The sequence below is a fragment of the Streptomyces sp. 12E genome (genome assembly GCF_055633275.1).
This window is the reverse complement of record NZ_JBVNCJ010000001.1, coordinates 5,864,603-5,876,574: the sequence shown is the minus strand read 5'-3', so window position 1 is coordinate 5,876,574 and position 11,972 is coordinate 5,864,603. Positions and strand designations below refer to the sequence as shown.

At 70.6% G+C, this 11,972-nt stretch carries 8 protein-coding genes; 4 read left to right on the top strand and 4 right to left on the bottom strand.

Going from position 1 to position 11,972, the window contains the following annotated elements:
- Positions 1-35: 35 nt before the first annotated feature.
- Genes ACZ8ZB_RS26950 through ACZ8ZB_RS26940 form a run of 3 tightly spaced genes read right to left on the bottom strand, consistent with a single transcriptional unit; the run spans position 36 to position 3,132 of the window.
- Complete coding sequence (locus tag ACZ8ZB_RS26950; protein ID WP_470740210.1) at positions 36-866, bottom strand: carbohydrate ABC transporter permease; 831 nt, start codon at positions 864-866, stop codon at positions 36-38.
- Positions 863-1,816, bottom strand: coding sequence for a carbohydrate ABC transporter permease (locus ACZ8ZB_RS26945; protein WP_470740209.1), 954 nt, complete (start codon positions 1,814-1,816; stop codon positions 863-865). The genes ACZ8ZB_RS26950 and ACZ8ZB_RS26945 overlap by 4 nt, the downstream gene beginning before the upstream one ends.
- Positions 1,816-3,132, bottom strand: a complete 1,317-nt coding sequence (locus ACZ8ZB_RS26940) for an ABC transporter substrate-binding protein (protein ID WP_470740208.1) — start codon at positions 3,130-3,132, stop codon at positions 1,816-1,818. The genes ACZ8ZB_RS26945 and ACZ8ZB_RS26940 overlap by 1 nt, the downstream gene beginning before the upstream one ends.
- Before the next feature lie 151 nt (positions 3,133-3,283).
- Between ACZ8ZB_RS26940 and ACZ8ZB_RS26935 the strand changes: the two genes are divergently transcribed.
- The 4 genes from ACZ8ZB_RS26935 (at position 3,284) to ACZ8ZB_RS26920 (ending at position 10,268) form a co-directional block, all read left to right on the top strand.
- On the top strand, positions 3,284-5,665 hold the full coding sequence (locus ACZ8ZB_RS26935; protein ID WP_470740207.1) for a glycoside hydrolase family 2 protein: 2,382 nt from the start codon (positions 3,284-3,286) through the stop codon (positions 5,663-5,665).
- On the top strand, positions 5,662-6,699 hold the full coding sequence (locus ACZ8ZB_RS26930; protein WP_470740206.1) for a LacI family DNA-binding transcriptional regulator: 1,038 nt from the start codon (positions 5,662-5,664) through the stop codon (positions 6,697-6,699). The genes ACZ8ZB_RS26935 and ACZ8ZB_RS26930 overlap by 4 nt, the downstream gene beginning before the upstream one ends.
- A 225-nt stretch (positions 6,700-6,924) precedes the next feature.
- Entirely contained in the window at positions 6,925-8,142 is a 1,218-nt protein-coding gene (locus ACZ8ZB_RS26925) for a thiolase family protein (RefSeq protein ID WP_470740205.1), read from the top strand.
- On the top strand, positions 8,139-10,268 hold the full coding sequence (locus tag ACZ8ZB_RS26920) for a 3-hydroxyacyl-CoA dehydrogenase NAD-binding domain-containing protein (protein WP_470740204.1): 2,130 nt from the start codon (positions 8,139-8,141) through the stop codon (positions 10,266-10,268). The genes ACZ8ZB_RS26925 and ACZ8ZB_RS26920 overlap by 4 nt, the downstream gene beginning before the upstream one ends.
- 89 nt (positions 10,269-10,357) lie before the next feature.
- Here ACZ8ZB_RS26920 and ACZ8ZB_RS26915 read toward each other — a convergent pair whose 3' ends face one another.
- The gene (locus ACZ8ZB_RS26915; protein ID WP_470740203.1) at positions 10,358-11,890 is read right to left on the bottom strand and encodes a hypothetical protein; all 1,533 of its coding nucleotides are present in this window, start codon (positions 11,888-11,890) and stop codon (positions 10,358-10,360) included.
- Positions 11,891-11,972 lie beyond the last annotated feature (82 nt).

The following is an 11,972-nucleotide window of genomic DNA, read 5'->3' as shown; positions in this document are numbered from 1 at the left end:
CGGCCGTCCGTGGTGATCCCCGGGACCCCGCGCCCTCACTTCGTCGCGCCCCTCATGAAGCCGTTGTAGATGAAGCGCTGGAGGAAGAGGAAGACGAGCAGGGTGGGGAGGATGACCAGGACCGCGCCCGCCGAGATCGTCTCCCAGTGCGCCCCGAACGGGCCCTTGAAGCGGAACAGGGACGTCGAGATCACGCCGAGGTCCTCGGAGGGCATGTAGAGGAAGGGGATGTAGAAGTCGTTGTAGACGTTGATGCCCTTCACGATCACCACCGTCGCGATCGCCGGTTTGAGCAGCGGGAGGATCACCTTGCGGTAGACGGTGAAGGCGCCCGCCCCGTCCAGGCGGGCCGCCTCGTCCAGGGAGACCGGGATGGAGCGGATGAACTGCAGGAAGATGTAGATCGACACGATGTCCGTGCCCATGTAGAGCGCGATCGGCGCCCACAGGCTGTCGAACATGCCGAGGCTGTCGACGATCTGGAAGGTCGCCACCTGGGTGGTCACGCCGGGGACCAGCGCGGCGAGCAGGAACAGGGCGACGACCAGCTTCCTGAAGCGGAAGTGGAAGCGGTCGATCGCGTACGCGGTCATCGAGCCGATGAGGATGGTGCCGCCGACGGCGACGACCAGGATGACCGCCGTGTTGCCGAAGGCGGACAGCATCTGGCCGTCCCGGAACGCCGTCACGTAGTTGTCGAAGTTCAGCGGGTCGTCGGGCAGCGCCAGCGCCCCGCTGCCGTTCGCCATCTCGCGGGACGACTTCAGCGAGGTCAGGAAGACCACGGTGAGCGGCAGCAGCACGACGAGCACGGCGAGGATCAGGGACGCGTACACGAGGGCGCGGGCCACGGTGCGGCGGGTCATACCAGGTCCACCTTCTCGTCGGGGACGATGCGCCGCTGCACCCAGGTGACCGCCAGGACGATCAGCAGCAGGACGACGGCGGCCGCCGAGGCGAGCCCCGTCTTGTTGAACTGGAAGGCCAGCTTCACCGTCTGGATCACGAAGGTCTCGGTGCCGGTCGCGCCGCCGGTCATGATGTAGGGGATCTCGAAGACCGAGAGCGAGCCGGAGACGGAGAGGATCACGCTCAGGCCCAGGACGGGTTTGATGCCGGGCGCGATGATGTGCCGGAACTGCTGCCAGCGGTTCGCCCCGTCGATCTCGGCCGCCTCGTACAGCTCGCCCGGGATGGACTGGATCGCGCCGAGGAAGAGCACGAAGTTCAGGCCCAGGTAGCGCCAGACGGAGACGCCGGCCAGTGAGGTGTTCGCGGAGAACGGCGTGCCCAGCCAGGCGTGGTCGGTCTCGACGCCGAACAGGCGCAGTACGGAGTCGAGGGTGCCGCCGTCCTGGAAGAAGTAGAGGAAGACGAAGCCGATCGCCACCCCGTTGATCAGGTACGGGAAGAACAGCACGCCCTTGAAGAAGTTCCGGAAGCGGACGTCGAAGCTGAGGACCGTGGCGAAGTAGAGGGCGAGGCCGATCTGCACCACGGAGGCGACGAGGTAGTAGCCGCTGACGAAGAAGACCTCGAACAGCTCGGAGCGGGTGAGGAGTTCGGTGTAGTTCTCGGTGCCGGTCCAGTTCAGTTCGGGGCTGACGCCGTCCCAGTCGGTGAAGCTGTACGCGATCATGTTGGCGATCGGCGCGTAGGTGAAGGCCAGCAGCAGGGCCAGCGGGGCGGTCAGGAAGAGCCACGGGGTGAGGCGGCGCGTCAGCCGGGTGCGGCGCGGGGCGGGTGCGGCCCGCCCCGGCCCGGCGGGCGCGGCCGGGGCGACCGGCCGCGCCGCCTTGCGGGTGGTGTCCGTCATCAGGACCCCAGGGACTTCCGCGCCTCGGCCCACCGCTCGCCGAGTCCTTCGAGGTAGTCGTCCAGGCTGCCCTCGCGGGCGCCGCGGGCGAGGTCGACGAGTTCCTGGCGGTAGTCGGGCTTGTAGATGCCGACCTCGGACCGGTTGTCGAGGGACTTCACCTCGGCGCCCTTGCCGTCGTCGAGGTCGATGAGCTTGACGCCCTTCTCCTCGTACGGCTTGAGGACGTCGGGCAGCGGGGCGTCCTTCAGCGGGGACAGGGCGAGGTTGGCCGCCGCGTAGCCGGACTTGTCGGTGAACCAGTCGATCCAGGCGCGGGCGGCCTCCTTGTGGTCGGAGTTGACGTTGACGGCCTGCTGGTAGTCCGGGGAGGTCACCGCGCAGAAGGCGCCGTCCTTCTGGACGGGGAAGGGCATCAGGCCGATGTCGGCGGGGTCGGCGCCGGCCTGCTTCGCGGCGTCCTGCATCTGGACGACGGCCCAGGAGCCGAGCCACATGGTGGCGATCTCGCCCTTGGCCAGCTTGGGCTTGGAGCCCTCCCAGTTGGTGGTGGTCGGGTCCTTCTCCGCCAGTCCGCCCTCGACGATGTCGTGGAGCAGGGTGTCGCCGACGCGCAGGTCGGCGCCCTCGGCCCACGGGTCGCCCTCGGCGAGCTTCGTGGTGGCGTTCGTGTCGCAGCCGACGGAGCCGTTGACGTTGGTCCACTGGGTCAGCGGCCACATGTCCTTGAAGTTGGTGTAGTACGGCACCGCGTCGGTCTTCGACCTGATCGCCCTGAGGTCGTCGAGGAACTCGGCCGGGGTGGTGGGCCAGTCGGTGACGCCGGCCTCCCTCCACACCCTCTTGTTGTAGAGGAAGCCGGGGACGACGCCGACCGGGCTCTGCCCGTAGACCTTGCCGTCGACGGTGGAGTAGTCGGTGAAGCGATACTCGGCGTCGCGTTCCGCCTCGGTGCCGAGGGAGGCGAAGAACCTGGGGTAGTCCTTCTTCTCGATGACCGCCGGGATCATCAGGACGTCGCCGTAGTTCTCCGTGTTCATACGGATCTTGACCTCGCCCTCGTAGTCGGTGAGGCCGTCGAACTCGACCTTCACGCCGGGGTAGGTCTTGTTGAACTCGGCGGCGTACTTCTTCATCGTCCCGTCCTGCACCAGGTCGGTCCGGTGGGTGAGGACCGTGATGGAGCCCTTGACCTCGGACGGGTCGTCGGGCGCCTCGGCGTCCGCGCCCTTCGAGGAGCCCCCCGAGCCCGTGCAGGCGGAGGCCAGCAGGGCGAGGAGGGCGATCGATCCGGAAAGTGCGGTGCGGCGGTACATGTGCATCAGCTCCGTTCACGGGGCGGACGAGCACGAGTGGGTTGGCTGGTTCGGCACTCTGGCAGCCACCCGCTGAACCGGTAAAGTCGCTATTGAGACAACGATGTCATAGTGCTGCCCCGACAGGACTCGACCGGTTTAGGGAGTGTGCATGCGTCAGGTCACACCGCTCACCGAGGGATGGACCCTGCGACACCCGGACGGCACGGGGGAGGCGCTCCCCGCCTCGGTGCCGGGGTGCGTGCACACCGATCTGCTGGCGGCCGGACTGATCCCCGACCCGTTCCTCGGCCGAAGCGAGACCGAGGTGGCGTGGGTGGGCCGGCGGGACTGGACCTACGAGACGGAGCTGACCGCCGGAACGGGCGCGCACGAGCAGACGGACCTGGTCTTCGACGGGCTCGACACCGTCGCCGAGGTCCTGCTCGACGGGCGGACGCTGGGCCGGACGCGGAACATGCACCGCTCGTACCGTTTCGACGTGACGGGGCTGAGCGGGCGGCTCACCGTGCGGTTCGCCTCCGCGTACGCGGAGGCGGAGGCGGTGCGCGGCACGGTGGGCGAGCGCCCCGGCGCGTACGCCGAGCCGTACCAGTACGTCCGCAAGATGGCCTGCTCGTTCGGCTGGGACTGGGGGCCGACGCTGGTGACGGCCGGGATCTGGCGGCCGGTGCGGCTGGAGCACTGGTCGACGGCCCGGATCGCCCGGGTGCGCCCGCTGGTGACCGTCGAGGACGGCACGGGGCGGGTCGAGCTGGCCGTCGACGTGGAGCGCTCCCGGGTCGAGGCGCCGCTCACCGTGGAGGCGCGCGTCGGCGGCGTGCGCGCCCGCGCGGAGATCGTCGGCACGGCGGGGACCGTACGGCTGCGGGTGCCGGACGCACGGCTGTGGTGGCCCCGGGGGTACGGTGAACAGCCCCTGTACGACGTTGAGTTGACGTTGCTGCACGGTGAGGACGCGCTGGATTCGTGGCGGCGTCGGATCGGGTTCCGGACGGTGCGGCTGGATACCTCGGCCGACGCCCACGGCACCGGGTTCACCCTGGTCGTCAACGGGGAGCGGCTGTTCGCGCGGGGCGTCAACTGGATCCCGGACGACGTCTTCCCGTCCCGGATCACCCGGGAGCGCTACCGGCGGCGGCTGGAACAGGCGGCCGGCGCGGGCGTGGACCTGGTACGTGTCTGGGGCGGCGGGATCTACGAGGGCGAGGACTTCTACGACGCCTGCGACGAGCTGGGGCTGCTGGTCTGGCAGGACTTCCCGTTCGCGTGCGCGGCCTACCCCGAGGAGCAGCCGCTGCGCGGGGAGGTGGAGGCGGAGGCCCGGGAGAACGTCGTACGGCTGATGCCGCACCCCTCGCTGGCGCTGTGGAACGGCAACAACGAGAACCTGTGGGGGTTCCGGGACTGGGACTGGGAGCCGGGGCTGGCCGGGGACTCCTGGGGCGAGGGCTACTACCTGGGCGTACTGCCGCGGGTCGTCGCGGAGTCGGACCCCACCCGGCCGTACACGGCGGGCAGTCCCTGGTCCGGGTCCTGGCTGCACCACCCCAACGACCCGGCGCACGGCACGCACCACTCGTGGGAGGTGTGGAACCGCACCGACTACGCCGACTACCGGCTCCATGTGCCGCGTTTCGTCGCGGAGTTCGGCTGGCAGGCGCCGCCCGCGTACGCCACGCTGCGCCGGGCGCTGCCCGGGGAGGAGCTCGCGCCGGACTCCCCCGGCATGCTGCACCACCAGAAGGCGGAGGACGGCAACGGCAAGCTGGAGCGCGGGCTGGCCCGCCACTTCGCCGTGCCGGAGGGGGGCTTCGACCGCTGGCACTATCTGACGCAGGTCAACCAGGCGCGCGCGATCGCCGCCGGGATCGAGCACTGGCGCTCGCACTGGCCGGTGTGCGCGGGCACGGTGGTGTGGCAGCTCAACGACTGCTGGCCGGTGACCTCGTGGGCCGCGATCGACGGCGACGGCCGGGAGAAGCCGCTCTACCACGAGCTGCGGCGGCTGTACGCGGACCGGCTGCTGACCGTGCGGGCGGAGGGCGAGGGGCTGGTGGTGGCGGCGGTCAACCAGTGCGCCGAGGACTGGCGGGGCACGCTGCGGCTGCGCCGGATGTCCGTCGACGGCACGGTGCTCGGGGAGGCCCGCCCGGCGTTGGCCGCCGCGGGGCGGACGGTGGCGGTGACCGGGGTCCCCGCCGGCCTGGTTCCGGCCGGCCCGGAGGAGTTCCTGGTCGCCGACGCGGGCGAGGTGAGGGCGCTGCACTTCCCCGCGCCGGACCGGGAGATCCCGTATCCGCGGCCCGGGTTCGAGGTCGCCCTCGCACCGGACGGGATCACGGTCACGGCCCGCACCCTCGTACGGGACCTGCTGCTCCAGGCCGACCGGCTGGACCCGGAGGCGGTGGCCGACCGGGGGCTGGTGACCCTGCTGCCCGGGGAAGAGGTGACCATCGGGGTGCGGGGCTGGAAGACTCCGGACCCGGACACCGCCCGTCGCGCCCTGTACTGCGTGGAGCCCACTCGATGACGGCGGCGCCGGCCCCCCGCGTCACCATCAAGGACGTCGCCGCGCGCGCGGGCGTGTCCAAGGGGGCCGTGTCCCTCGCGTTCAACCGGAAGCCCGGTCTGTCGGAGTCGACGCGGAACCGGATCTTCGCGGCGGCGCGCGAGCTGGGCTGGTCACCGAGCCCGACCGCGCGCACGCTGGCCGGGTCGCGGGTGGACGTGGTGGGCCTCGCGGTGTGCCGGCCCGCCCGGCTGCTCGGCCTGGAGCCGTTCTACATGGAGTTCGTCTCCGGGGTGGAGAGCGTCCTGGTCGAGCGGTCCTGCTCGCTGCTGCTGCGGCTGGTGCGCGGCCCCGACGAGGAGGTCGGGCTGATGGAGTCGTGGTGGAGGGGCCGGCAGATCGGCGGGTCCATCCTGGTGGACTTCCGGGCCGACGACCCCCGCCCGGCGGTGGCCGGGCGGCTGGGGCTGCCGGTGGTGGCCGTCGGGCACCCGTCGCTGACGGGCGGGCTGACCTCCGTGTGGACGGACGACGCCACGGCCGTGACGGAGGCGGTGCGCTACCTGGCGGCGCTCGGGCACCGGCGGATCGCCCGGGTGGGCGGCGCGGCGGCGCTCGGGCACACCTCGATCCGTACGACCGCGTTCGACGAGGCGGTGCGGGCGCTGGAGCCGGCCGCGCGGGCGTGGCAGGTGGCGACGGACTTCTCCGGGGACGCGGGGGCGCGGGCGACCCGCTCGCTGCTGGCGGCGGCGCCGGGCGAACGGCCGACGGCGATCGTGTACGACAACGACATCATGGCGGTGGCGGGGCTGTCGGTGGCGGCCGAGATGGGGCTGCGGGTGCCGGACGACGTGTCGCTGCTGGCGTGGGACGACTCGCAGCTGTGCCGGCTGACGCGTCCGACGCTGTCGGCGATGAGTCACGATGTGCACGGGTTCGGTGCGGAGGTGGCACGAACGCTGTTCGGTGTCATCGCCGGGGAGGAGGGGCCGGGGTCGCACCCGGTACCGACGCCGGTCCTGACCCCGCGGGGATCCACGGCCCCGCCGTGATCGCCCCGGAGGAGCCGGGATCGGCCTTCCGGCGTTCGAGGAGCGGGATCCGGGGCGGAGCCCCGGGGTCGGGAGGGGCGACGGGGGCGAAGGACCCCTCGCCGGACGCGGCCGATCGTGTGATGTTCGCCGCTCCGGGCGGCGGGACTGTGCAGTCACGTTACCCACAAGTAGCATGACCCGTAAGCAAGCGCTCAGCATCCCGCACCCTGGAGGAGAGCCATCGTGCCTCGTACCGTCAGGGACGTCGTCTTCGTCGACGGCGTCCGTACCCCGTTCGGCAAGGCGGGCCCGAAGGGCATCTACCACGAGACCCGTGCCGACGACCTCGTCGTGAAGGCGATCCGGGAGCTGCTGCGCCGCAACCCCGGTCTCGACCCGAAGAAGATCGACGAGGTCGCCATCGCCGCGACCACGCAGATCGGCGACCAGGGCCTGACCATCGGCCGCACGGCCGGCATCCTCGCGGGCCTGCCCACCTCGGTCCCGGGCTACTCCATCGACCGCATGTGCGCAGGCGCCCTGACCGCCGTCACCACGGTGGCCGGCTCCGTCGCCTTCGGCGCGTACGACGTCGCCATCGCGGGCGGTGTCGAGCACATGGGCCGCCACCCGATGGGCGAGGGCGTCGACCCCAACCCGCGGTTCGTGTCCGAGAAGCTCGTCGACGAGTCCGCCCTGTTCATGGGCATGACCGCCGAGAACCTGCACGACCGCTACCCCACCATCACCAAGCGCCGCGCCGACGAGTACGCGGTGCGCTCCCAGGAGAAGGCCGCCAAGGCGTACGCCGACGGCAAGATCCAGGCCGACCTGGTGCCGGTCTCGGTGCGCCGCACCAACGAGGAGGCCGGTGAGACCGGCTGGGGCCTGGTCACCGCCGACGAGCCGATGCGTCCGGGCACCACCCTGGAGAACCTGGCGAACCTCAAGACGCCGTTCCGCGTGCACGGCCGGGTCACCGCCGGCAACGCGGCCGGCCTGAACGACGGCGCCACCGCCTCGGTCATCGCGAGCGAGGACTTCGCCCGCGAGAACGGCCTGCCGGTCAAGATGCGTCTGGTCTCCTACTCCTTCGCGGGTGTGGAGCCCGAGGTCATGGGCTACGGCCCGATCCCGGCCACGGAGAAGGCGCTGGCCCAGGCCGGCCTGTCCATCTCCGACATCGGCCTGTTCGAGATCAACGAGGCCTTCGCCGTCCAGGTCCTCGCCTTCCTGGAGCACTACGGCATCGCCGACGACGACGCCCGCGTCAACCAGTACGGCGGCGCCATCGCCTTCGGCCACCCGCTGGCCTCCTCCGGCGTCCGGCTGATGACGCAGCTGGCCCGCCAGTTCGAGGAGCAGCCGCAGGTCCGCTACGGCCTGACCACCATGTGCGTCGGCTTCGGCATGGGCGCGACGGTCATCTGGGAGAACCCGCACTTCGAGGGGGACAAGTGAGCACCACCGCAGAGCTTCTGAAGGGTGCGGCCGAGCTGTTCCCCGGCGAGGTCGTCACCAGCGCGCACGTACGCCACTTCGACCTGCCGCTGGGGGCCGGGCGCTTCGCGCTCATCACCCTCGACAACGGCCACGACCACACCAAGCCGACCACCCTCGGCCCGCAGTCGCTGGCGAACATCGACGCCGCGATCGACCGGGTCGAGAAGGAGGCCGCGGACGGCGAGATCGTCGGCGTCGGCGTCACCGGCAAGCCGTTCATCTTCGCGGTCGGCGCCGACCTCAAGGGCGTCGAGCTGCTGAAGCGGCACGAGGACGCGCTGGCCATCGGCAAGGGCGGCCACGACGTCTTCAAGCGGCTGTCGAAGCTGGCCGTGCCGACCTTCGCGTACTACAACGGCGCCGCGATGGGCGGCGGCGTGGAGATCGGCCTGCACTGCGCCTACCGCACGGTGTCGGCGGCCCTCCCGGCGTTCTCCCTGCCCGAGGTCTTCCTCGGCCTGGTGCCCGGCTGGGGCGGCTGCACCCTGCTGCCGAACCTGATCGGCGCGGAGAAGGCCGTCTCGGTGATCATCGAGAACAGCCTCAACCAGAACAAGCAGCTCAAGGGCGCGCAGGTCCACGAACTCGGCATCGCGGACGCGATCTTCGAGGGCGCGGACTTCCTGGAGCAGTCGCTGACCTGGACCGCGTCCGTCCTCAAGGGCGAGATCGTCGTCGAGCGCCCGGTGATCGACCGCGGTGAGGCCTGGGACCAGGCCGTCGCGCGCGGCCGGTTCATCGCCGACTCCAAGGTGCACGGCGCCGCCCCGGCCGCCTACCGCGCCCTCGACATCATCGCCGCCGCCAAGGACGGCGACCTCCAGCAGGGCTACGACGCCGAGGACCAGGCGCTCGCCGACCTGATCATGGGCGGCGAACTGCGCTCCGGCATCTACGCGTTCAACCTGGTGCAGAAGCGCGGCAAGCGCCCCGCCGGCGCCCCGGACAAGTCGCTGGCCCGCCCGGTCACCAAGGTGGGCGTCGTCGGCGCCGGCCTGATGGCCTCGCAGCTGGCCCTGCTCTTCCTGCGCCGCCTCGAGGTGCCGGTCGTGCTGACCGACATCGACCAGGAGCGCGTCGACAAGGGCGTGGGCTACGTCCACGCCGAGATCGACAAGCTGCTCGGCAAGGGCCGCATCGACCAGGACAAGGCCAACCGCCTCAAGGCGCTGGTCTCCGGTGTGCTGGACAAGGCCGAGGGTTTCGCGGACGCGGACTTCGTCATCGAGGCCGTCTTCGAGGAGATGGGCGTCAAGCAGAAGGTGTTCGCCGAGGTCGAGGCGGTCGCCCCGGCGCACGCGATCCTGGCGACCAACACCTCCTCCCTCTCCGTGACGGAGATGGCGTCGAAGCTGAAGCACCCCGAGCGGGTCGTCGGCTTCCACTTCTTCAACCCGGTCGCGGTCCTCCCGCTGCTCGAGATCGTCCGCGGCGAGCGGACCGACGACGCCGCGCTGGCCACGGCGTTCGGTGTCGCCAAGAAGCTGAAGAAGACCGCGGTGCTGGTCAAGGACGCCCCGGCGTTCGTGGTCAACCGCATCCTGACCCGCTTCATGGGCGAGATCCAGAACGTCATCGACGAGGGCACGCCGGTCGAGGTCGCGGAGAAGGCGGTGGAGCCGCTCGGCCTGCCGATGTCCCCGCTGGTCCTGCTGGAACTGGTCGGCCCGGCGATCGGCCTGCACGTCTCGGAGACCCTGAACCGGGCCTTCCCGGAGCGCTTCACGGTCTCCCCGAACCTCAAGGCGGTCGTCGAGGCGGGCAAGCGCGGCTTCTACGTCCACGACTCCGGCAAGCCCGAGCTGGACCCGGAGGTCGCCGCGCTGCTGAAGCAGGGCGACACCGTCCTCACCGAGGAGCAGGTGCGGACGCGGGTGCTGGACGCGGTGGCGCAGGAGATCGGGCTGATGCTCGACGAGGGCGTCGTCGCCGAGGCCCAGGACATCGACCTCTGCCTGATCACGGGCGCCGGCTGGCCCTTCCACCTGGGCGGCATCACGCCGTACCTGGACCGCGAGGGCGTCTCCGAGCGGGTGAACGGGAAGCGGTTCCTGGAGGCGGGGGTGGCCTCGGTTCCCGCGTGACGGTCGTACGCGACCGAGGAGGGCCTCCGCGGTGCGCGGAGGCCCTCCTCGTCATGCGCCGGTCTTCTCGGCCGCTTCGAGCCGCGCCCTCAGCGAGCCCCGTCGTAGGAGAAGGGCGCTCCCGCGCCGGCCGAGAGTCCGAGGACCGTAAAAGGAATCCGGGTGACCGCGGACTCCCCGCCGCCCGCGCTCACGGCGAAGACGTCGACGACGTGCGTGCCTTCGCCCCACGGCCAGCCGGAGTCCCAGGACCACGCCCCGTTCGACGTCACCGCGGTACCGCCCAGAAGCACACCGTTCTCCCGGAACCCGACCTGCGCCGCCCCCGGTGCGGACCCGGAGAAGACCACGCGGGAGTCCATGACCTGCTCGTGGACCACGGGTTCCAGCACCACCGGCGCCGCACCGGGCTCACCGGCCGTCGGCATCCTGGCGCCCTGCGCCCCGACAGGCATGCCCGCGCTCCCGGGAACAGCGGCTCCGTGAGGCACATCGACCGCGACGAAGGAGATCTCGGTCCGCTCGGAGTGGAAGCCCTGCGCGTCCACCGAGAAGAGCCGGACCAGGTGCTTGCCCTTGCTCCAGGGCCGGTTCAGCTCCCAGGACCAACTGCCGTCCGGGCCCACGGGCGGCGACCCCAGGAACTTGCCGTGCTCCCACAGGCTCACGCGTACGGCGCCGGGAGCGATCCCGGAGAGACGCACGTCGGAGACCGGGACCTCCTCGTTGAAGGCCGGGGTGCGCACCACGGGCGGCTGGAAGCTCTCCGGCCCCTTCACCTGGGAGGTCGACGCGAGGTAGGCGTTGATGGCGGACTTGTCCCGATCGGGCTCCTCGTAGCCGTTGCGCACGAAGCCCAGACGGGGAGGGGTTCCGTCGGCCAGCAGGTTGACGATGCCCATCAGGGCGGGGACGTTGCGCCGGGTGACCTGGGTGTGGTCGGTGATGAACGGGGATTCGCTGTAGAGGAAGTTGAAGTTGCCGTAGTTCTGGAAGAGCCCGAGGAAGGGTTCCACCTGAACCGGGTACTGCTCGTCCTGGGGCGAGGAGAGAAGGTAGATGTTGGCGTCCCGGTTGGTCTCCGCCCGGACCAGGTCGGGCAGGATCGCGTCCACCGCGCGCACGTTCTCCTCGGGCACGCCCTCGCCCAGCATGTACGCGGCCACCTTCGGGTGCACGGTGTTCACGTACGTCCCGATCAGGAACTGGGGGACGATGGAGACGATGTTCCGGAAACCGTAGCGCAGTCCGAAGTACAGGGCCGCGCTGCCGCCCTTCGAACCGCCCCACATGGTGACGTCGGCCGGAGACAGCGACAGCGCCTCCATGACGTTGAAGATGAGCGTGGCGACGGACCGCTCCAGGGAGAAGTCCATCCCCTTGCACAGGTAGTAGCTGTTCATCCCGTCGAACCGGTCGCGGACCCACAGGATGTTGGCACGGACGTTGTCGAACACTCCGTTCGACCAACCGTAGTCGTCAGGCGCCGAGAAGTTGGCGAAGACGACGACGAGGTGGCGGTTGCCGTTCTTGGCATGGGCGAACCGGTACTCCACCGGGAACGTTCCCGAGGCTTCGATCCCGTTGAGCAGGTGCCGCCCGGTCGAGGACGCCTTGGACATGTACGGACTCCACTCCAGAAGTGCTTCGAGGACGGGCGGTCGCGGTGGCCACGGGAGGACACCTGCCGGGAGGTGCCGGACG